This window comes from cf. Phormidesmis sp. LEGE 11477 (assembly GCF_015207105.1).
In the GTDB taxonomy this organism is placed as follows: Bacteria; Cyanobacteriota; Cyanobacteriia; order Phormidesmidales; family Phormidesmidaceae; genus Phormidesmis.
On record NZ_JADEXO010000086.1, the window covers coordinates 1 to 21,427 of the forward strand.

At 49.4% G+C, this 21,427-nt stretch carries 21 protein-coding genes and 1 pseudogene; 11 read left to right on the forward strand and 11 right to left on the reverse strand.

Annotated elements, in window-relative coordinates:
• The first annotated feature begins 404 nt into the window (after nucleotides 1-404).
• From IQ256_RS20425 to IQ256_RS30115, 3 genes are all read left to right on the forward strand, one after another.
• Complete coding sequence (locus IQ256_RS20425) at nucleotides 405-902, forward strand: hypothetical protein (protein ID WP_193857408.1); 498 nt, start codon at nucleotides 405-407, stop codon at nucleotides 900-902.
• 225 nt (nucleotides 903-1,127) lie between these two features.
• A complete protein-coding gene (locus IQ256_RS20430; protein WP_193857409.1) occupies nucleotides 1,128-1,379 on the forward strand; it encodes a UPF0175 family protein in 252 nt (83 codons plus the stop codon).
• Entirely contained in the window at nucleotides 1,376-1,507 is a 132-nt protein-coding gene (locus IQ256_RS30115; protein ID WP_255516224.1) for a hypothetical protein, read from the forward strand. Before IQ256_RS20430 ends, IQ256_RS30115 begins: the two co-directional genes overlap by 4 nt.
• Nucleotides 1,508-1,648: 141 nt before the next feature.
• Here IQ256_RS30115 and IQ256_RS20440 read toward each other — a convergent pair whose 3' ends face one another.
• From IQ256_RS20440 to IQ256_RS20455, 4 genes are all read right to left on the reverse strand, one after another.
• A complete protein-coding gene (locus IQ256_RS20440) occupies nucleotides 1,649-2,407 on the reverse strand; it encodes a hypothetical protein (protein ID WP_193857410.1) in 759 nt (252 codons plus the stop codon).
• A gap of 101 nt (nucleotides 2,408-2,508) precedes the next feature.
• Nucleotides 2,509-5,250, reverse strand: a complete 2,742-nt coding sequence (locus tag IQ256_RS20445) for a TIGR03960 family B12-binding radical SAM protein (RefSeq protein WP_193857411.1) — start codon at nucleotides 5,248-5,250, stop codon at nucleotides 2,509-2,511.
• A gap of 387 nt (nucleotides 5,251-5,637) precedes the next feature.
• On the reverse strand, nucleotides 5,638-5,961 hold the full coding sequence (locus tag IQ256_RS20450) for an STAS domain-containing protein (RefSeq protein WP_193857412.1): 324 nt from the start codon (nucleotides 5,959-5,961) through the stop codon (nucleotides 5,638-5,640).
• Nucleotides 5,962-6,426: 465 nt separating this feature from the next.
• Nucleotides 6,427-6,852 carry a hypothetical protein gene (locus IQ256_RS20455; RefSeq protein ID WP_193857413.1) on the reverse strand — a complete coding sequence of 142 codons (426 nt, stop codon included), beginning with the start codon at nucleotides 6,850-6,852 and terminating at the stop codon, nucleotides 6,427-6,429.
• A 311-nt stretch (nucleotides 6,853-7,163) separates the two neighbouring features.
• Between IQ256_RS20455 and clpS the strand changes: the two genes are divergently transcribed.
• Nucleotides 7,164-7,457: an ATP-dependent Clp protease adapter ClpS gene (gene clpS / locus IQ256_RS20460; protein ID WP_193857414.1), complete on the forward strand. Its 294-nt coding sequence runs from the start codon at nucleotides 7,164-7,166 to the stop codon at nucleotides 7,455-7,457.
• A 13-nt stretch (nucleotides 7,458-7,470) separates the two neighbouring features.
• On the forward strand, nucleotides 7,471-8,406 hold the full coding sequence (locus IQ256_RS20465; RefSeq protein ID WP_370623507.1) for a lysostaphin resistance A-like protein: 936 nt from the start codon (nucleotides 7,471-7,473) through the stop codon (nucleotides 8,404-8,406).
• 47 nt (nucleotides 8,407-8,453) lie between these two features.
• Here IQ256_RS20465 and argF read toward each other — a convergent pair whose 3' ends face one another.
• Nucleotides 8,454-9,377, reverse strand: coding sequence for an ornithine carbamoyltransferase (argF, locus tag IQ256_RS20470; protein ID WP_193857415.1), 924 nt, complete (start codon nucleotides 9,375-9,377; stop codon nucleotides 8,454-8,456).
• A 108-nt stretch (nucleotides 9,378-9,485) separates the two neighbouring features.
• On the opposite strand from argF, the gene IQ256_RS20475 reads away from it, so the two are divergent.
• Nucleotides 9,486-10,103 carry a class I SAM-dependent methyltransferase gene (locus tag IQ256_RS20475; protein ID WP_193857416.1) on the forward strand — a complete coding sequence of 206 codons (618 nt, stop codon included), beginning with the start codon at nucleotides 9,486-9,488 and terminating at the stop codon, nucleotides 10,101-10,103.
• On the opposite strand, the gene IQ256_RS20480 is transcribed toward IQ256_RS20475, so the two are convergent.
• Both IQ256_RS20480 and IQ256_RS20485 read right to left on the reverse strand, forming a co-directional pair.
• Complete coding sequence (locus IQ256_RS20480; protein ID WP_193857417.1) at nucleotides 10,100-10,381, reverse strand: hypothetical protein; 282 nt, start codon at nucleotides 10,379-10,381, stop codon at nucleotides 10,100-10,102. The genes IQ256_RS20475 and IQ256_RS20480 overlap by 4 nt on opposite strands.
• Nucleotides 10,350-10,604: pseudogene (locus IQ256_RS20485) on the reverse strand (BrnT family toxin); the annotation flags it as partial. The pseudogene IQ256_RS20485 and the gene IQ256_RS20480, both read right to left, overlap by 32 nt.
• Nucleotides 10,605-10,762: 158 nt before the next feature.
• Between IQ256_RS20485 and IQ256_RS20490 the strand changes: the two are divergent.
• Complete coding sequence (locus IQ256_RS20490; protein ID WP_193857419.1) at nucleotides 10,763-10,957, forward strand: hypothetical protein; 195 nt, start codon at nucleotides 10,763-10,765, stop codon at nucleotides 10,955-10,957.
• Between the two features lie 186 nt (nucleotides 10,958-11,143).
• Here the strand turns inward: IQ256_RS20490 and IQ256_RS20495 are convergent, their stop codons facing one another.
• Nucleotides 11,144-11,629 (reverse strand): hypothetical protein, encoded by a 486-nt coding sequence (locus IQ256_RS20495; RefSeq protein ID WP_193857420.1) that lies wholly within the window; start codon nucleotides 11,627-11,629, stop codon nucleotides 11,144-11,146.
• Between the two features lie 400 nt (nucleotides 11,630-12,029).
• Between IQ256_RS20495 and IQ256_RS20500 the strand changes: the two genes are divergently transcribed.
• Entirely contained in the window at nucleotides 12,030-13,355 is a 1,326-nt protein-coding gene (locus tag IQ256_RS20500; RefSeq protein WP_193857421.1) for a hypothetical protein, read from the forward strand.
• A gap of 18 nt (nucleotides 13,356-13,373) precedes the next feature.
• Here the strand turns inward: IQ256_RS20500 and IQ256_RS20505 are convergent, their stop codons facing one another.
• Complete coding sequence (locus IQ256_RS20505) at nucleotides 13,374-13,856, reverse strand: hypothetical protein (RefSeq protein ID WP_193857422.1); 483 nt, start codon at nucleotides 13,854-13,856, stop codon at nucleotides 13,374-13,376.
• A 565-nt stretch (nucleotides 13,857-14,421) separates the two neighbouring features.
• On the reverse strand, nucleotides 14,422-15,444 hold the full coding sequence (locus tag IQ256_RS20510; RefSeq protein ID WP_193857423.1) for a class I SAM-dependent methyltransferase: 1,023 nt from the start codon (nucleotides 15,442-15,444) through the stop codon (nucleotides 14,422-14,424).
• Between the two features lie 200 nt (nucleotides 15,445-15,644).
• Here IQ256_RS20510 and IQ256_RS20515 point away from each other — a divergent pair, with 200 nt between their 5' ends.
• A complete protein-coding gene (locus IQ256_RS20515) occupies nucleotides 15,645-18,251 on the forward strand; it encodes a M1 family metallopeptidase (RefSeq protein WP_193857424.1) in 2,607 nt (868 codons plus the stop codon).
• A 44-nt stretch (nucleotides 18,252-18,295) separates the two neighbouring features.
• Here IQ256_RS20515 and IQ256_RS20520 read toward each other — a convergent pair whose 3' ends face one another.
• Nucleotides 18,296-18,850, reverse strand: coding sequence for a hypothetical protein (locus IQ256_RS20520; RefSeq protein ID WP_193857426.1), 555 nt, complete (start codon nucleotides 18,848-18,850; stop codon nucleotides 18,296-18,298).
• A 125-nt stretch (nucleotides 18,851-18,975) separates the two neighbouring features.
• Between IQ256_RS20520 and IQ256_RS20525 the strand changes: the two genes are divergently transcribed.
• Together IQ256_RS20525 and IQ256_RS20530 are read left to right on the forward strand one after the other, a co-directional pair.
• Entirely contained in the window at nucleotides 18,976-20,157 is a 1,182-nt protein-coding gene (locus IQ256_RS20525; RefSeq protein ID WP_193857428.1) for an FIST signal transduction protein, read from the forward strand.
• Nucleotides 20,157-21,278, forward strand: a complete 1,122-nt coding sequence (locus IQ256_RS20530) for a sensor histidine kinase (protein ID WP_193857430.1) — start codon at nucleotides 20,157-20,159, stop codon at nucleotides 21,276-21,278. Before IQ256_RS20525 ends, IQ256_RS20530 begins: the two co-directional genes overlap by 1 nt.
• Nucleotides 21,279-21,427 lie beyond the last annotated feature (149 nt).

A 21,427-nucleotide genomic window follows, 5' to 3' on the forward strand; every position in this document is an offset into this window, starting at 1 on the left:
GAATTTCCTGACCCTTTTGAATGGATGCTAGCGCACGTCGGCGAGTTGCCTATGCCTCGGCGCTCTGCCAAACTACAGCAGCCCAAACCCTTATGTGCTGGTGGTGTCCCGGCTTAAGTTGGTACCCAACCCTTGCGTAGCAAGACTGGCTATACGCCTAGTTTTGCAACTAGGCGTATAGCTTAAATAGCTTTAACCTTTGTGTATAAGTAGTATTGAGGCCAAGTTATATATCCTAATACTGGACTAAATCTATCTGTCTCATGAGTCTCATTGATTCGATTCCATGTTCGTTTTGAGGCAGCAAAGGAGGGCTTTGGCTTAAAGTGACGTTAACTGGTGAAGTGTCTCTTGTTTTTTCAGAATGGGGCATCTTTAGCTGTCGTTGACTTAATGCTACTACAATGAGCTCTCATCCTTATTACTATTTCACTGTGTATCAAAAGGATGTTAGCGCTGCATTGCACTCTCTCAAGCAACAAGAATTTGAGGCTGGTCGATATTCTCCTGTGATGGATATGTTTTTGTTTGAATTCCCACCAGTCGAGGATTCTCCGACTCCAGGTGTACAACATCCTTCAATTGAGACAGCCATCGAAGATACCGATGGTTGTGGTACTGGCACGATATTGGATATTGAAAGAATAGCTGAACAGCCTGCTTTCTTGGCATCGTGCCCTTTGTCATCAGATTGGCTAATAAAGCTTCTAGGAACAGAATTTCCAACCCATGAACTGGTGGAACGCATCATTTGCCAAGAAGAAATTCGTGATGAAGATGGCGTCGAAGATGTTTGGGACGAGTTTGCAGACGAGATGGGGGGCGGTGAAAGCCGCTATCTGATAGTCTATAAAGATAATCAACCATCGGAATTGTTCTTTATGGGATATTCTGTGGACTAAAGATTAGACTAGCTGAATCCAAGTCACTTCTCTCAATGACCCTTTGCGAGGCAACTCACAGAAGCAAAGCAGTCAGTGAGTTCTGTACGTTTAGGCTGTTTTACAAGTGGGATAACTGCCTGGATCATCTTAGACCTGGCAAATAGTTATCTGCCTAGCTCGACCTGAAAAGCGAACCATTTGGTAGAACTCTACAACGAAAGGTAGACGCGAGCAGGCAATTCAATGCAAATTACCCTGAATCTCGCAGACAGTTTGAGTCGGACCGAGAATTTTAGCTCAAGCGACTGGCTGAGGGAGATTGCCTTTGCCCTGTTTCAGCAAGAGCGAGTTTCTCTGAGCCGTGCTAGCAAGATTGCCGGAATCGAACTGATGGACTTTCAGAAGCTATTGGCAGAGCGCGGTATCTGTGTTCACTACGATGTGGAAGACTTTGAGCAGGATGTTCAACGCCTGCGCGACCGGGACTGGCTGTGATCATTGTCAGAAATACTTCCGCCCTCTCCAATCTAGCTGTGGTCGGGCATCTTTGGCTGCTAGAAGCTATCTACCAGACTGTCATTATTCCTGACGTGGTTGCCAGCGAACTTGCGGCAGCCAAATGAGAACAAACAGTGTAATATCCACTCCTTGCCTCTTCTTTCGATTCGCTATTCAAAGTCCACTTCGGTAAGGCGGCGAGCTTTAGAGAATCTGGCACGAATAGTGATGCAATCCTTAAACACTGTTTATCTCGCCATTACGGCTTATCTCACCACATAGATTTCACATAGTTGCGGCAGGCTGACGTCTCCAACTTCCAAGAGACTACAGAAGTAGCCGCCGCGTAGAAAAACGGGGCGGGCGATGGTCGGGTCGCGACCGTTTTCTTCTAGTGACAGAGCTTCGATATAGTTATCTACATCTTCGGTATGAAATACCCTGAGCTGATAGCCTTTCGCCATTGTTGCTGAGCCAAACTGTTGGACAAAAGCATAGCGATCAAAGTAGGTGAACTGTGTCCACAAACCTGTGTCGATAATTACATCTACGTATCTGAGCCGATCGTTTGTCTGATAGACGCGCCACTGCGTAATTGCGGCTTCGTTTTGGCCTCTGGCGTTGGGGCCGTAGCGCTCGATTAGCTGATCTTCTATCCAGGCAAAGGTTGGCTCACTAAGCTGTGTGGCTGAGAGCTGGGTACTGGCAGAAACTAGCTCTCCTTGGTCATCTGGAAGAAATAAAGGCAGCGCTTGAATATTAGAGAGTCGCGATCGCAGCGCTGCTAACTCAGCAGTCGAATCGCCGACGGGTTCAACCACCTGTGGCGGTGGATCAAAGTAGCCGTCAGGAATAACAGGAGTTTCGTCCGGTCTCAGCTGAGAGACGGTGGTCGAATCTGCCGCAGCAGGTGAAGCCACAGAGATCCCTATCGAAGCAATCGAAGCAACATAACCAACCACGCATAGCAACATGCGTCCTGAGACTGTCTGCCGTTTCTTTACCCACGCACTTAATTCCGACATGCCAACATTTGTTTCTTTAGCTATGTTCTACTCTGCCTTTTGTCTATTTATCCCCTTTATTGTTGAGACCGTTGTTTGGACAGATGCTTGGACAGACCGGCTCAGTTCAAGATCAGCTGGACCCGGTGAATGTGACCCAGCACTAAGGTTTGGCCGCTGACCGATTCCATCATCGTGAGAACGCCTTTGGGTCGCAGTAGGGTGCCGTCGTTTCGGCAGCTCCCTACGTAGCGCACAATCACTTGACCAGTCGCTGCTAATTTCTGTTGAACGCTGTTGGGTAAAGAGCTAGGCGCGGCAGAATCTACAACATCAGGACACACAATTTCAAGATCGTAGAGATGCGATCGCAAATTTACTTGCTTTGTCTTCCCCGACTTGGTCGTCTTGGTCTGCATGATTTCCTCAGCTGCCAGCACCTGTGCAATCCACTGCTGCCAGTCTGCTGAGTCACGCAGATTATCTCCTGCTTCAATCGACATCGCTAGCAAATATTCCGCCCGATCTAGGCTCTTGGTGGCAGACGGCAGCTGCAAAGAAACCTCTTCTACGCTCTGTAGCGGCACGTCCGCAGGCAATTGCGCCTGTAGCCGCGTTTGGAATTCGACTGGGCTTACTCGCTCTGTCAGCTCGAAGTCAATGATTTCCCCTGTGCTAGTCATCCCTAGAGGCAGCGCGTTCGCCGGAGAAATTCGCGGTCCAGGGTGAAAGCCACCCGTAAAGGCGATTGGCAAAGCTGCTCGCCGAATCGCTCGGTCCATCAGCCGCGCAAAGTCTAAGTGACCAATCAAGGCCAGCTCACCTAGCTTACCCACTCGAACTCTGATGCGCTGGGCTCTGTCCTGATTGGGTTTAAAGTGGCCAACAAACTGCGGAATTTCTGGGGGAGGAACAACAATGTTGTGGCCAAAGTCGGGGCCGCAAATACCGCAGTGCGAGCAGCCTTCAAAAGAGCAGTCTGGAACGACAGCGGCTTCTAGGGCACGCTTAAGATCGTCCTGTAGCCAGGATTTCTCTATCCCCGTATCGATATGATCCCACGGCAGCGGCCTATCCAAAACCGCCAGCATCGCTTCGCTGACATCTTGACCGGCTCTGTCAGCCGTCGCAATATTCTCGTCTAGGTTCCATTCGCCACTTTCAACCTGTCGATACTGCCAATCTAGTCCAGCATCAGCGATCGCCTGCGTCCAAGCACCAAAAGCATTTTCTAAACTCTCCCACCAGGCGTCCATGCCAGCGCCTAGCTCCCAGGCCCGACGAACGACCGCCGAGAGTCTGCGATCGCCTCGACCGACAAAATTCTCCATCGCCGAAATCCGCACATCGGTGAAGTTTGCCTTCACGCCGCGAATAGCATTTAGCTCAGCCTTTAATAGTTCCTGCTTGCGCCTAAACTCTTCTGTCGACACCGAGTGCCACTGAAATGGCGTATGCGGCTTCGGCGTCAGATTAGAGATCGTGATATTAAACTTCAGCGCCCGCCGACCCTTGATAAAGCACTCTCGGCGCAGCCAGCGCACCGTTTCAGCAATACCCAGCACGTCTATGTCCGTCTCACCGGGCAGGCCGATCATAAAGTACAGCTTCACCCGCTCCCAGCCTTGCTCGTAGGCCGTTTTTACACCGCGCAGCAGCTCTTCATTCGTTAGCCCCTTATTAATGATGTCGCGCATCCGCTGCGTACCCGCTTCCGGCGCAAAGGTCAGCCCCGTTTGTCGCAAGCCACCAACAATATTTGCAATATTTTCATCGAACCGATCGACTCGCTGGCTCGGCAGCGACAGGTTAATATTGTCATTTTTCAGTCGATTCTTGACCTCCAGACCTACCGCAGGCAGCGCTAGATAGTCCGAACAGCTCAAAGACAGCAGCGAAAATTCGTTATATCCGGTTTCGCGCATGCCTTTCTCGATAGTATCGATCACCTGCTCTGGCGGCACGTCTCTAGCTGGGCGAGTCAGCATCCCCGGCTGGCAAAAGCGACAGCCCCTAGTGCAGCCTCGGCGAATTTCTACCGTCAGGCGATCGTGAACTGTTTCTACGTAGGGAACTAGGCCGATCGAATACTCCGGCATCGGCGGCGCGACCCGGCGCAGCACTCTATCAGGGACATCTGGCCGATTCGGCTGCACCGAGCCATCAGCGGCCATATCGTAGAACCGGGGCACATAGACACCGGGTACCTGCGCGAGATCTAGCAAAATCTCCTCACGACTGAGCCCTGCGGCTTTCCCTTCTTCTAGAACCAAGCCCACTTCGGGCAGCAGTTCTTCGCCATCGCCCAACGCCACAAAGTCAAAGAAATCGGCATAGGGTTCAGGGTTAGAGGTCGCGGTGCCGCCGCCGGCAAAGATCAAAGGCCAGCTACCGTCGGCCACATTCCATTTGCTTTGCGCTGGTGAGCGATCGCGCTCTTTCCAGGTCAGCGGGATCTGAGCGAGAGATAGCATCTCTAGAATGTTAGTTGCCCCTAGCTCGTAGCTGAGACTAAAGCCGAGGATGTCGAAGTCGACCAGAGCACGGCGCGACTCTACGGCAAAAAGCGGCATCTGGCGATCGCGCAGCTTTTGAGTTAAATCAGCGGCTGGGAGGTAGGCGCGATCGCATAGCTGCCGGGGTTGAGCATTCAAAATGCTGTATAGAATAATGTGACCTAGATTAGACGCGCCCACTTCGTATATTTCTGGGTAGGTCAATACCCAACGCACCGCCGCCGTAGACCAAGGCTTATGAACTGCGCCGCGCTCATTGCCCAAATACCTAGCTGGGCGAGAGATATCAGCGTTGAGTAAATCCGTGACAGTCTCGGACGAAAATGCAGGAGTGGATACAGAAGACACAGCAGTTACAGCAAAAAACTAAGCACTTAACTATAGCGTTTCTCACTTGGCTGAAGTACATAATTGCAGGTTAGAAGCCTGGCATTACAACAGGCCAAGTGACTCGCGTGTACCTAATGCATCAGGTACACGCTATATATCGCAAACGCTCTATCGCAGACTGCAGGTAGCATCGCCAGCCCCTATCGCAGCATCTAGCAAACTCGCCAAACTACGTTGATACCGTTGGGCAACTAAAAAGCTCAGCCAATAGAAAAGCGTTTCCTTCGATGAACAGGAAACGCTTTTCTCAATATTTACGCAAACTATGCTCTGAAGAATGTTTTGGGAAATAACTTTGCCTAAAAAGATTTTCAAGAACGTCTGTTATCTAAAAGCCAACGTGCCCTATGCCGCCACGGGGACAGTTTCTTGATCAACAAGTGTAAAGAGACGATCAAGCTGAGTAAGTTCTAGGACAATACGGATAGAAGGGGGAGCAGAGTAAATGCTGAGGCGGTCGTAGTAAGGCTTGGCCGCATTCAGCGCAGACATGAGTGAAACAAGTCCGGCATTGTCCATCGACTCTACCTTGCTCATATCGACAACTAACTCGTTAGCTTTTCCTGCGCTCATCGCAGCGGCTAGCTGCTGCTGAAAACTAGATGCGCTCTCGGCGTTCAGGACACCAGTGGGGCAGACGACCGTAACAGGGCTATTCAAACTTGACATCTTGTCGCTTTCCTCAATTGACTTTGAATAAGTTGCGAATAAATTGCTCGAAGTAACTGCTTTCGTAAACATTGGCTAGATAACAGTAATCAGCCACTACAGGGTGCCCAGTGAAAAACATTCAACAGAGCGCCTTGCCTACAGGACGAACCGAGATACTAGTATCATTCGACACTGTATCCATAGGTTCCTTGTTCACTTTTGCACTTTTGTTCATGGAACATGCTCACCAAGCTAGTGATTCACGCGCAGGCCGACTAGAGGATAACAGTATATTTATCTGAATCTTGACCTGCCCTACAGTTTCTCTAAAGCTTTGGCAAGCAACACTACTTAAAGTTAATCTTTCTAAACTTTCAGTCTCGCTGGCTACAAAGGCTCTAGAAGTCCTTTGGATCAAGGCTCCAGTATCAGACCGCCAGCACTCAAAAAGAATCGCCTATGAACCTAGTTGATGCAGGCAGCTTATGAAGAGAGCTCACTAGCTGAGTTGAAACGAAAGATGTCAGTATGCGTTTCCCAGAAGCTGTGAATGAATTCGCTGAGTCGGCGACTGCTGCGCTGGGCATCGCCATTCGGGGTCAGCTTTAGTTGAACGATCAGTGAGAAAAAATCAAGGTCGTAAGCGAGCTGAAAGGGAGTAATCGGCCAGATTATGTCTGGGCATCCCTCTAGATCATATAGCTTTAGGCTGGACTGTTCAGGAGATCTGACCGTACCTGAAATCATATCCTGACGTTTTGCCGAAGTAGCACCTTCAGGCAGTCCTCGAATTAGCAGCGTCGGGCGGGCCCAGCATAGTCGCCTCTGACTAACGACTTGGATTGCTTCAACGTATAGCCGAGATGAGCCATGCTCTAAGTAAAGGATCTGGGAAGGAACAACGCTCATTGTGATGAAGGTTTTTAAAGGGCGCACTCTTGAGAACTTTGCTAAGCCAGTAAAGCTGAGCCAGTAATGCAAAGCTTTATTTTCGATTCATATCAACTTATTTTCTTTGGCTAAGATATATTAAAATTTTTTAATATATCTATACGTTAGCATCTCACCAGTGCATTGGCATCCTCTGATACCGAATCTGGGTAACGCAAGAAAGTCTCTCGAATTGTGGAGATTTTTCTATTTGCTGGGCGGTTCTAGCGCGATCGCTCACAATAATGAGAGTTAACTTTACTCAGTAGCAAAGTTCTAGATCGAATAACATGTCTACTTCTATCAGCACTATCGAAAAACCGTCGGTTTCGACCGTTCGTAAGATTGCCCCTCGATATCGAGTGCTTTTGCACAACGACGATTTCAACAGCATGGAGTACGTGGTAGAGACGTTGATTGAGACGATTCCTGCAATGACTGCGCCGCAAGCAATAGACATCATGATGCAAACCCACAATACGGGGATCGGTCTGGTGATTGTCTGTGAGATGGAGCATGCAGAGTTCTACTGTGAGGCGCTCAAAAGCAAGGGATTAACTAGTACGATCGAGCCAGAAGAGTAGCAAGGATGATTAAGTGACCGGGTTGCGGGCGATCGCGCAGCTAGAGGACAAACTGACAAACTGGGCGAAAAAAAGGACGGCCTGGTTTCGTATTGGACTATTTCTTTTGGTTCTAGGGTTAGTTTGGCTGCCCTTTGGCGCTTTGGTTTATCTCCCTAGCGGCTGGTTTAAGGGATCGAATGTTGCCGAGATTGCGGTGCTAGCACTGCTCTATATTGGCTTTTTGCTGGGCTTGCCTTACTGGGGTAGGCGCGTCCATAGCTGGCCTCGTCCGTTTCAGCAGTGCGGTCTGATCTTTCAAGCGCAAACCGCTCGCGATTTGCTGTTGGCTTTGGTCATTGGTGTGCTTGGGGTTTTCGCTCTGTTTGGTCTAGGGACGCTCTTAGGCTGGGCTGTACCTAGTTCGCCCAGTCCAAGGCTAGTCCGGTTCATCTTTGAAGGACTGGTGATGGCGCTGGCGGTCGGGTTTGCAGAGGAAATGCTGTTTCGAGGTTGGGTACTCGCTGAGCTAGAGCAAGACTACCGCCCAACTCAGGCTCTATTGGCCAGTTCGCTATTCTTTGCGGCAACGCATTTTATTAAGCCGTGGTCTGAGATTGTGCGAACGTTTCCGCAATTTTTAGGTCTGGTGCTGCTGGGAATGGCTTTGGTGTGGGCAAGGCGATCGCCTAGTCCACAAGAAGTTAAAGCAGGAGCTGAAACAAAAGAAGCTAACGCCAAGGTACAAAAAACGACCCGGCTAGGCTATCCCATTGGACTACATGCCGGATTGATCTGGGGATATTACATTATCAATGTGGGGGGGCTGAGCGAATACACAGGCCGCGTCCCAGACTGGCTGACGGGCATAGACGGGAATCCGCTCGCCGGGTTGATGGGTTTAATTTTACTGGGATTGATTGCGAGGCAGTTTGCTAAAACAGCGCAGAAAAAGGCAGAGAGTTTTTAGGCAGCGCCCAGCAGGCACCCAGTCAAGCGCCCGGTCAGGCAACCCAGTCAAGCAGCACCTAGGACAGCAGCCAGTAGTGCCTGCTGTGCATGCATCCGGTTTTCTGCTTCGTTCCAGATGCGAGACTGTTTGCCTTCCATCACGCCTTCTGTAATCTCTTCACCACGATGGGCAGGTAGGCAGTGCAGCACGATGGCACTTTTATCTGCGATCGCCAGGGCAGATTCATTGATCTGATACGGCTCAAACACAGGAATGCGAGTTTCAGCAAGATCTTCCTGGCCCATACTGGCCCAGACATCGGTATAGAGCGCATGGGCACCTTCTATGGCCGCCTTGGGATCGGGGGTGACCATCACTTCGCTGCGATCGCCCGCAATCGATTTGGCCTTTTTGACGATCGCTTCATCTGGTTCATAGCCGGCTGGCGTAGCGACTCGAACATTCATCCCAACTAGGGCACAGCCTAGAATCAGTGAATGAGCTACATTGTTGCCATCTCCTAAATAGGTCATGGTCAGTCCGGCTAGCTGATCAAATTCTTCTTGAACGGTTTGCAAATCGGCCAAGATTTGACAGGGATGCTCTAGATCGGTGAGCGCATTGAGAATGGGGATATCCGCGTGGTGAGCGAATTCTTCGACCTCGGTTTGAGCAAAGGTGCGAATGGCCAGCACATCTAGGTAGCGATCGAGTACACGCGCAGTATCAGCCGTGGGTTCGCCTCTGCCGATCTGAGTGAGGTTGGCATTGAGATCGATCACTTGGCCGCCAAGCTTGTACATGGCGGCGGTGAAGCTGACACGAGTTCTAGTCGATGCTTTTTTAAAGACAAGACCTAAGATTTTTTGAGGACACTGCGGGTTAATTTCTCCTGACTTAATTTTGGCAGCGGTGGTCAACAAGTGCTGCATTTCATCTGCTGTGAGATCTGCAAGGCTCAGCAGATTTCTACCCTTGAGTGCTGCCATGACTGTGTCCTTCGTTATAGGGTGAGTTTTTGGAATGTATCGCTTTAGCTGATGCGAGTGGTGAATTCTCGCAAAGTAAAAAGCTATCAGATGTTTAGGTGTTTTGGAATGGGTTTATATTCACGGGTGATTTTTCCTCGCCTGCTAGATCTATCGATGTCGTCAAAATCGATGACGGCTTATCGACAGCAGCTTTTAGCTGACGTATCAGGGAACGTTTTGGAAATTGGCTTTGGCACCGGATTAAACCTGCCGCACTATCCAGATACGGTGCAGGCTTTGACGACGGTGGAGCCGAATGAGGGAATGGGCGCGATCGCCCAAAAGAGAATCGACGCTAGCCCGATTAAAGTCAACACGACTCTGCTCAACGGCGAAGCGCTTTCCCTACCCGACGAGAGCTTTGACAGCATTGTCTGTACCTGGACACTGTGCAGCATCCCAAACGCCAAAAAAGCACTTGGTGAAGCTTACCGAGTGCTCAAACCAGGCGGCAAATTTTTCTTTATCGAACATGGGCTCAGCAACGAGCAGACCATTCAAACTTGGCAAAACAGGATCACGCCAATTCAGCGAATCATCGCCGATGGCTGTCATCTCAACCGCAAAATCGATCGGTTAGTCGCCGAGGCTTTCGATGAAGTCACCGTAGAAGAATTTTACGCAGACGACCTACCGAAAATAGAGGGTTATTTCTATCGAGGAGTAGCGATCAAAGCCGCTTAGGAAGAGACTTGGATGCTGCTGATCACGTTCTTCTGTGCTTCTGCATAGATTCGCAACGCCGCTGCCATATGCTGCTGCGCGGCTTCTCCCTTTGACTGAAACCAAGCTAGCGTATCAGAATCAACCTGAATAGCAACGGTCGTTAAAGAGGTATCAGGCACTCGCAGTTTCGCTTTAGAAAAAAATGTCTCTGTTAGCGGTGGACTATCGGAGGTATCGATATCATCGTCCGTCATGGCGTCAATCCTAGACCAGTCTGTCCTTGAGATATTGCTCATAGTGCTTCCTTTCATGAGATAAAGCCTTTCTTAGCGAAATGACTCGAATAATTTGCTCATTTACTTCAGTGTAGACAACAACGACTGTCCTACCTTTTAGCCAACCGATACCTACCCAGCGTTCCTCACCGTAATCCAATCGATCATCTATCTCGATGACCATCGGCATACGAAAGATTTGATAAGCATCGGCAAAGTCGAAGCCATGCTTTGCAATGTGGCTTCGTTTTTTAGCTCATCCCATTCAAAGTCTGTATCTACGTCAGCGATTGTTTTTTGTGTCAGTAAGTTCGATTTTAAGTTCTTTCTACATTGTCATGATGACAATTAGCAATCTAGATCAGGGTACTTTGATAACCATCAACAAAAATAGGTACAGGCATGAGACGCAAAAAACCGAACATGATTACAACGATTGGCCTGTATACAGGAGGCTTGCTCTTGATCGTGTTCGCTGGGCTATTGCTGCTACAAGCAACGGGCGTTGTTCCTGCCGTCTCTAATACCGTCTACGTAGCCCTAGTTCTGCTAGCGGTTGGCTGTGGCCTGCTTTATGGTATCGGCAGCAGAGCATAGGGACACACATATCATCCGCTAATATCTGCACTGAGCTTTATACAAATTGCTATACAAACCAGCCCCACTGAACACTACGTTCAATACGGCTGGTTTCATTGTTTAACCGTTTTACGGTTTGTCTTTTAACAGTTCGGTTCGTTTTACGCGGCGAGTGCAAACTATGCTGCCTGACCGGATAGGTGCTTACTTTTTCTTATTAGGCGGATTCAGCGCGTTGTCCAGTACTTCGCGAGCTGACTCTGCTTCGTCTTTAGCATCGCGATATTTTAGATTGGTCTGTGCAAATGTCTTTAGTGTCTTGAAACCACTGTTCAGCTCCTCGATTTGCTCTTCTTCAATCACTTCATCGGTGAAGAGTAAATCGATCAGCTCTCGCACTTTGAGCGCTTCTTCGCGAGAGCCCTGTACTTTGACCTTGAGCTTAGAAAGGTTGCTGAGGGTTTGAACAGCATCAACGACTGCGTTTTCTTCGTCGCTAGGTTCGGTCTTGGGTTCTTTCACTTCGATAAATTCCTTGGGGTTGAATCCGTCATCAAGCTCGGTGGGGAGTTCGCCATCATCCATCAGGGCCATGAGCTGATCCATGGCCTTTTCACGGGCTTTGTTTGAATCACGACCAGGGACGTCTATCAAGACTTCTGGACTTTGGGCAAGGGTGTATTGGACCATAGTTCCAAGCTAGTAATTTTGTCTAGTAATTTTGTACTGTCATCTTAGCGGATAGGGTGAAGAGTCGCGGACGAGATTTTCCAAGCTGTCTGACTAAAATCTGGCTAGCTGCTATCAGAGATTTTTGAGCTGTCTGGCTAAAATCTGGTTAACTGCTATCAAAAGTTAGCCATGGTGATATTTAGTAAGACTTTTTGGGCCGAGATGCAAGGGGTCTATTTAAAACGGATCGCTGCTGGTGAACACGTTTTGTACTAAGAGGATTCAGGTATGGGCTGAGCCCCACCCGTGCTCTAGCCAAAATCGATGTTAAAAAAGAATAGATGGGTTAGCTAAAAGATAATTGAGCCTATCTACTTATTGACTTTGGCCTTTTATCATCTTTGATCTGCATTTGATTATGGTCGGTTCACCAATGTCTGACAATGAGCGTTCTGGGCGGCGGCTAAGAAAGTTTCGGCTGGCGATGGTGAATGCTGGCCTGTACGGTTTGAGTTTGATATCCGCTGCGATCGCTCAGCCTACTGCGATCGCTCAGCCTACCGAAATCACTCAACTCCCCGCAACTGAGGAGGTAGATCCCGCATCTACCGAGCAAGAAGCCTCTGCTTTAGAGCTACGCGAGCGGCTACAGCGGCTGCTAGAAGGAGCTCGGGATGCGCCTGAGCGGCCAAGCTCCGAATCTGATACATTCAATCGGTTTCCCACGCTGGGCAGCACGGTCTTTGACGCGCAGCTAGCCAGCTATCGCGCCTATGTAGAAACGGTAGGCACCCCAGATATCTTAATTGTGGGCAGTTCTCGGGCGCTGCAGGGAATCGATCCGACAGAGCTGAGCTATCGGCTGTCGGGGCAGGGCTACGACGATCTAAAGGTGTATAACTTCAGCGTGAACGGGGCGACGGCGCAGGTGGTGAATTTTGTGATGAGTGAGCTGCTGCCAGGGCCGCTGCCGGAGATCGTTGTATGGGGGGATGGATCGCGAGCTTTTAATGATGGGCGGCGCGATCGCACCTGGGAAAGTCTAGTCGCCTCACCTGGCTACCAGGCTGTGCTTAGAGGAGACGCACCGACCATTACGAATGAGGCCGAAGCGGCGATCGCACCAGCACCAGAATCGGGATTAGAACAAACAGAGGCTGAACCAGTCACCGATCAGATAGAAGCGGCTGCTTCTCTAACTAGTACCGCTGGCATTGATCGACTGGGATTTTCTGCGGTGGGCGATCGCTTTGACCCAGCCGTCTACTACCAGGAGGTTGCCAAAGTTCAAGGGCGATATGATGGTGCCTATTCACCCTTTGTTTTAGAAGGAAGCCAGGCGGAGGCATTAGAGCAGCTAGCGACTTTCTTGCAGCAGCAGGACTCGCAGCTATTTTTTGTAAATTTGCCGCTGAGTGATAGCTATCTCGATGCGTATCGGCTGTATTACGAGAATCAGTTTCAGGACTTTTTGGTAGCGCAGAGGGATAGCCATAGCTTTGAGGTGATCGATCTACTGACTGAATGGCGATCGCAGCCAGAGCTATTTGCTGATCCTAGCCATATTAACCGGTATGGCGCAGCCGCGATCGCCCAGCTACTCGCCCGCCATTCAACGCTTTTACTAGCACTTGATACAGCAGATCTAAACCCAGTCGCTGTGCCTGCCGGGGCCTCTTCTATAGAGCCTGTAATAGAGTCATTAGCAGAGGAGCCGACAGAAACAGCGACTGAAGAAAGGTAGGTCTATGAAAGCAGACTCTTAGTCTTCGACCCGATCAAATCGGTACCAGGAAGTGCGATCTTCTCGGCTGTCACGATAGTCAACCTGTTCGGCAACGACCAACTGGTCATCACTATTCAACCTGTACCAAACAACTTTTCGGGCAAACCCCTGTTCGTAGACACTGTATCGCCAGTCATCACTTTGGTAGATTCTCATGGGTGATTCGCCCCAGTCGCAGTCGGTTGGAGAACATGCGCCAAAGACCTGAATGCTAGTTCGGGCGGGCTCAGAACAAGTCCCGTCAGTAGAGCAAAATCTTTGATCTCCGCAGCGAGGAATATAGTTGATCTTTGTAATGCCTCTAGTGTTTGGGTCGACATTCTCCCACTGGCCACCAAGTTCGTCTGTAGCACATAATGCCTGTGCGGGTTCAGTAAATCCAAGTGGAATAGTGGTCGATAGTAGGATAGATAGCGTGCTTAAGCCGACTTTCCAAACGCTTGAAGAGAAATTTTTCATAACATTAACTTGAAATATACAACAGAACCTCAGCCCTTTTGTGAGACTGATTCTTGTCTCTAATAAATCTCTTATCGATATTGTTTGACTTCAAAAGCAAGACGCTCTTCGAGGTGTCCTTTTAAGCTGAGCCGTCCTCAATTTCTCAGGAAGCTAGACCGCTTCTGCTATCTCTCTAGGTACCCGTACGGGTAAGAAAATTTCTTTATGCCGATTATTTTTCTGGCACAGTAATAGTTGCGCTCGCATAGCACTGACTAATGTTTTTGCTACCAATAGCCATAGCAGATAACTTCTAGAGATTGCGGAAAACTGTTGCCTAGATCACAGCATCATATTTTCATGCCTCTTATATTGAGCACCAGCGTCAGGTTGAAAAGTACCTTTCGGTCTGTGCATCAGTTCTCGCTGGCACACTTCAGACTGATGCGTCTCTTTGGGTCATAGCCCTTTTGCTGCTGTGTCTCAACCTTAAATAAAAGATATAGAAGCAACATTTAATCATTCATGGAACCCTCGGGCTCAGCAACAGCTGAGCTCTTTTTTTTGCTGGCTGGCTATCTGCCTAGAGCTTCCGACCGACGATCGTCCGATGGCGAGGACTGTTAGAGGTAGTACGCGGCGCAGAAAATCCGGCTGCTTGAAAAGCCTGGTCTATATCTAGGGCAAAATACTGATCTAAATAGGGCTCTGTGCTTTTTAGCAGCGTAAAGACGTACGGAGGCATCTCGCGATAGATAGGGCTAGCTGGATTCATATCCATGATGGCAAAATGTCCGCCGGGTCGAACTAGCCGAGCAGCCTCAGCCAGGAGGTCTTTGGCCGCAGAGGTCGGCAATTCGTGAAAAACAAGAAACGCCGAAACCAGATCGGCAGAGCTTGCCTTTAGTCCGGTGGCTTCTGCCGCTGCATGCTTCCAGCGCACAGCCAGCGGCTGTGCTAGCTGCTTGAGTCGATATTGACCCACGGTCAAAAAGTAGGGCGAAAGATCAACTCCAGTGACCTGCGCGTTCGGAAAAGCCTCTGCGATCGCAATGCTGCTCATACCCACGCCACAGCCCAAATCAATAATGTCATTGGGTGCTGCTGCCGCAATCTCATTGAAGTATCCGCTCAAAATCTGGTGATAGCTGGCTCTTAGACTCGCATCTCCATTGATACCGGAGCGCTCGTCCGTCCAAATTTTGGCATGTACGGCCCGCGCCGCTACGTCGACTTCCATCGCGGGGAGCCAGCCTAAATTGCCCTCGTCATAGGCGTGAAATTTGGTGGTGTAGTAGGGCGGGTATTGAACGGTAGGATCTGCGATCGCCTTCAGCTCTTCTTCCCAAACCGGATTGACGCCTTTGTCAGTTAGGTGCTGCTCGACCTGGGCGGCAGCGTCCGCCGCCAGCGTTCTCGCAGCGTGGTCTCGCCTTTCTAGCGCCTTAACTTCATCACGCCAATACACGCCGATGGTCTCTGCCCGGTCCATCATCATTTTGCGCGCCCTTTGCCTAGCAAACTTTGCCAAAGGCTTTACACTCAATAACCCATTGACCAATGAGACCTTGAAAGAGTCTGGAAGAAAAGTCGCGATCGCAGTCATAAAGCACTACCTTTAAGCAAAATGTGAGCAAAAAATCGTGGGAGAGACGCAGTCATTCAACTCGTCCGTATTATCTCAGAACCTACCGACTTCAACATCAGGTCGATGCCAAGCTGGAATAAACCCTTACAAACAGAATTCTCAGTCATAAACGTTCAAGAAAACGTTAATTTAGGCTAATAAAGCTTCACGACTTCATCATGGAAAATATCTACCAGACTCTGCTCGATCAAGCAGGACGGAAAACCTTCGAGCTGCCCGGTGCCTATCCTCACTACAACCCCGATCGCCCTGGACAGGTAGAACACATTGCCCTAGATCTGGTTTTTGATATCCCTCAAAAAAGCTATAGCGGTAGCTGTAGTGTCACCATTAAGCCAGTGGTCGACGGCGTCAGCACTCTGACTATGGACGCTGTAGATCTGAAAATTAAATCAGTCAGAGTCGGTAAAACCCAGCAAGCTTTTGACTACGATGGCCAGCAGCTAAAAGTGACGCTGCAAAAGCCTACGATGGCGGATAAAGCCTTTACGTTAACAATCGACTACGCCGTCGAAAATCCTCAGCGCGGCCTCTACTTTGTGGGCCCTGATCAGCACTATCCCGACAAGCCTACTCAGATCTGGACTCAGGGAGAAGATGAAGACTCCCGCTTCTGGTTTCCTTGTTTTGACTATCCCGGACAGCTTGCTACCTCAGAAATTCGCGCCCAGGTACCCAAAAAGTTCACAGTCGTTTCTAATGGCGAACTGGTTTCGACCAAAAGTAAAGAGGCTGACAAAATCTATCACTGGAAATTAGACAAGCCTCATCCTAGCTATCTAATGACTCTGGCCATTGGCGAATTTGATCAGATAGATAACGAGTGGCAAGGCAGACCCGTTCGCTACTTCTTTGAGCAAGGACGCAGGGCAGAAGCTGAGCTGACAATGGGCAAAACGCCTCAGATGCTAGACGCGCTCAGCCAGTGGTTTGGCTATACCTATCCATTTTCTAAGTACGATCAGGTGTGCGTTAGCGACTTTATCTTCGGCGGCATGGAGAATACCACCACGACGCTGCTAACCGATCGCTGCTTGATCGATCAAAGGGCGGCTATTGACAACATGCGAGCCGAAACGCTGGTTGCTCATGAGCTCGCTCATCAGTGGTTTGGCGATCTAATTGTGATCAATCACTGGTCACAGGCATGGGTGAAAGAAGGGGCTGCGACTTATTCAGAGGTGCTGTGGATAGAAAAGGCGCTGGGACAAGACGAGGCTTTTTATTACCATCTCAACCATGCTCGCGCCTACCTCAGTGAAGACAAGAGTCGCTATCGGCGGCCTCTGGTAACGCACGTCTACCGCGAGGCGATTGAGCTATACGACCGACACATCTATGAAAAAGGATCTTGTGTGTATCACATGATTCGGATGGAGCTAGGCGATGAACTATTCACTAGAGCCCTGCGGACGCTGTTAGAAGATAACGCGCATAGTACGGTGGAAACTATCGATCTGCTGCGGGCGATTGATAAGGCAACTGGACGCAATCTGCGGTTTTTGTTCGATCAGTATGTGTATCGAGGTGGCCATCCCGATTACAGAGTGGGCTATAGCTGGGATAGCGATAGCAACCTAGCCAAGCTGACGGTGACCCAGACTCAGGTCGAAGATGGCAAGTCGCAGGTACAAGAAGGCTTGTTTGATCTGAAGGTGCCGATTGGATTTGGCTATCTAAGTGAGGGGGCAGAAGAGGAACCAGCGCTAAAGATCTTCAAGGTGCGAGTGCATGAGCGAGAGCAGGCGCTGTACTTCCCGCTAGAGGCGAAGCCCGACTTTGTGAGTTTTGATGTTGGCAACCATCTGTTGAAAACGGTTGAATTGGCTTACCCGATTGCGGAGCTGAAAGCACAGCTACAGGCCGATCCTGACCCAATTTCTAGACTGCTCGCAGCCGAAGCACTAGCCAAAAAAGGAAGTCTAGAGGCCGTTGAGAGCCTAGAGCAATCCTTGAAAGACGAGCCATTTTGGGCAGTGCGAGCAGAGGTGGCTGAGCAGCTAGGTTCGGTGCAGTTAGCGCAGGCAGAAGCGGCGCTGATTGCGGGGTTGAAAGATCAGCATCCAAAGGTACGGCGAGCAGTCGTGACGGCGCTGGGCGATGTCAAAACGACAGATAGCTACAAGGCGCTCAAAAGCGTGGTCGAAAAGGGCGATGCGAGCTATTACGTAGAGGCCAGCGCGGTGCGATCGCTGGGCAAAATCGGCACGGCTACGCTCGATGGCAAGAACAAAGAGAAAAAGACGTTGAAGCTGCTAGATACGGTTTTGCAAGAAAGGGCTGGGTGGAATGAAGTCGTCAGAAGTGGTGCGATCGCTGGCCTCAGTCAATTCAAAACCTCTGAAGCGGCGTTAGACTTGCTGCTTCCTTACACCGAGCTAGGCGTGCCACAGCCCCTGAGACTAGCAGCCATTCGGGCCTTAGGCACCATTTCTACTGGTCAGGAAAAGATTGCGACAGAAAGGATTCTAGAAAGGCTAGAAGCACTCGCTAGAGAAGACTTCTTTTTGACTCAGGTGGCCACGGTTGGGGCGCTTTCCCAGATGGAAGTACGCGGCGCAGTGGCTATTTTACGCACGCTGGCAGACCACAGCCCGGATGGCCGGGTCAAACGCAGAGCCGATGAAGCCGCCCAGAAAGTGCAGAAGAAGATCGGATCAGACGGTGCGATCGCCGACTTGCGCCAAGAGCTAGATGAAGTCAAACAAACCAACAAAGAGCTGAAGAGCCGCCTAGAAACGTTGGAGGCAAAATCAAAAAAGTGAAGTTTGAACAAAGTTCTAGTCAGACCGGTTTAATGAAGCAACAGCTACATCCACTCAGGTAATTTTTTAATTTCCTGAGTCGCGCCGATTAATACCTCTAGCATCGACCGCAGCTCGTCAAGCCGATGCAACAGCCGAGGATTCTGTTCGTCTAAAAGATCAGTTAGCTGACGATAATCTTCAACGGAGGTAGTATCAAGATCTCCTAGCTGGTGGTGAATTAAGTGGTTTCTCTCGGCGACCAGCGCCGCTAATGTTTGTTTCCACTGTTCAGGGTCAGAGGCATTCACGGTGAACGAAAGACCAAGCCACAGTTCAGAGAGATTCTCTGGGGGCTTGGTCTCTCTATGACTACATAAAACATCTCTGTTGAACGATCCGACTAACTGTCCCAAGGTCTGTTTGTGAAATCTACGCTGGTTCGCAATCATGTTCTCGCGAAGTGTAGTGGTAGTGCCTGAGATTTGGCTAACTGAGAGCAAGAGCTTGAATCCTCTCTCAATCTTCGAGAAGTTAACGATGTTCCTCCCTAACTTTCTGAGGGCTTCCGCCCTAATGGCTTCGATATCTGTCTGTTCGTGATCTGTCTGTTCATGCACGTTGATTAGCCAATATGCCTCGCTCGTTTACAATCACCTTAATTCTCTAACCTAACAGTGAATTCGCTTGATCTTAACCTGCCTAGCTAGAAGGGAATACTAACGGCAAACTTCACTCAAAGCTCATGTTGAAACTTGCCGTTGGCCACAGTAATGACCCCGACTCTAGTTCGGCGATCGCAGATGTATTAGAGCAGATACACGCAGCGCTAGCCGGAGACTTGCCGCTAGCGGGCCTACTGTTTGCAGCGATTGATTTTGAGCATGAGCAAGTTCTTCAAGCAGTGATGGCGGCTTTTCCGCATATCGAGCTAATTGGTGGAACCACCGATGGAGAAATGTCGTCTGTGCTGGGATTCGAGCAGGACTCACTCACGCTAGTTGTCTTTTGCTCAGATACGATCACTATCAGTGCAGGGATGGGTCGTCACGTCTCGAAAGATGCGATCGCCGCGACTCAAAGCGCTGTGCAACAGGCTATTGTTCCTCATACAGAAGTGATTCAATTTTGCATCAGCCTACCAGAAAGCCTGACGACTAGCGGTCGAACGATTCTAGAAAGCTTAAAGCAAGCCCTAGGAAAGCAAACTCTAGGAAAGCAAACTCTAGGAGCAGTGCCAATTTTTGGCGGATTGACAGCCGATCAGTGGCGAGCCCAACAAACCTATCAGTTCTTCAAAACCGAAGTATGCAGCGATGCGGTGCCCGTCTTACTATTTTCGGGGCCGATTCTGTTTTCTCATGGGGTGGCCAGCGGCTGGCATCCTATCGGCAAAGCAGGAAAAGTCACCAGAGCGAAAGACAATGTTGTCTACGAGATCGACAACCAGCCAGCTCTGGCATTCTATCACCGGTATTTGGGTAGCCTGCCGCCCTCTTCAGAATATCCGCTGGCGTTATTTGATGCTGATAGCGATCGCGCCTATATGCGAGCCCCTAGCGGTATCTACGATTCAAAAACTGGTAGCATCACCTTTTTCGGAGATGTTCCAGAAAAATCTGTTGTACATATCACTGAAACAACCCACGATGATATACTCTTAGCCTCCAAGCAATCTACTCAGCAAGCCCTAGCCAGCTACCCCGGTAAAGCACCAGCCGCCGCCTTGTTTTTCTCCTGTGCTAGTCGCAGGCAAATTCTGGGCAGCCGTACCAAAGAAGAATACCAACAAGCTCAGCAGCTTTTGAATAAGACGCTACCGAGCTGCGGCTTCTATACAAATGGAGAGATTTCACCGCTACAGCAACAGGGCACTGCCTACATGCATAACGAAACATTTATTACCTTGCTATTGGGAGATGCCTAATGTCATTGAGCCCTCACAACTCCCAATCGGCGATTCAGCAGCTATTGACAATTCAACAGTTAAAAAAAGAGAATCGCATTCTGCATAAAAAGCTAGAGCGCGCAGAAGCTAATAGCCTACAGTTAGAAGAAACGACTCATAAGAAAGAAGCTTTACTGCGGCAGGTAATTGACGAGTTCAAAGAATCACAAACAGCCCTGAAGCAACAAAGCCACGAACTAGAGCAGACTTGCGTTGATCTAAAATACGCCCAAGCTCAGCTTATCCAGGCTGAAAAAATGTCTGGACTAGGTCAACTAGTCGCAGGAATCGCTCATGAAATCAATAATCCAGTCAACTTTATCCACGGCAATCTCAGTCATTTAGAAGATTATATCTACAGTCTGATCAAATTCTTGAGCCTGTACGAGACGCAGTACCCTGATCCTGGTGCTGACATTCAACAACAGGCCGAAGAGATGGATATCGGCTTTGTCAAAGAGGACTTAGAAAAGATACTGTCCTCGATGAAAATAGGAACTGAACGAATTCGTGAGATCGTACTGTCGCTTAGAAACTTTTCGCGGATGGACGAGGCAGAGCGTAAGTTCGTCGATATTCACGAGGGCATAGAAAGTACGCTGTTGATTTTGCAGCATCGGCTCAAAGCACAGCATAATCGAGATGCGATCGCGATTGTTCGAGATTTTGATGACTTGCCGCCAGTGGAATGCTTTGCAGGTCAGCTCAATCAGGTAATCATGAATATTCTCTCTAATGCTATTGATGCCATAGAGACCTCGCTACGTAACGGCGCGTTAGAGCAAGGCGCATCAGAGCAAGGCGCATTAGAGCAAAAAGAACCACAAATTACGCTGCAAACTAGAACTAGTACCGATAGCGTAACAATTAGTATTGCGGATAACGGCACTGGCATACCACAGACCGTAAGAGAGCGCATTTTTGAACCATTTTTCACCACTAAAGCTGTAGGAAAGGGGACCGGCATGGGAATGGCAATCAGCTATCAAATTATTGTTGAAAAACACGCTGGCAAGATCGAATGCTTTTCCGAACAGGGCGCGGGCACTCAGTTCGTTATTACCATTCCTATCCAATTAATCTCTGAGTCTCAGCCTTAAATCAGTCATTCATACTACCGTTCGCGCTATAGCGTTCACTCTATAGAGCAAACGGTAGATTCGCCAATTTCCTCCGTACACTCTTTGATGGTGCAATCCTGGCCATCAAAGAGCGTTACTTGACATCCGAGCTGCGTTATTCTTGAATT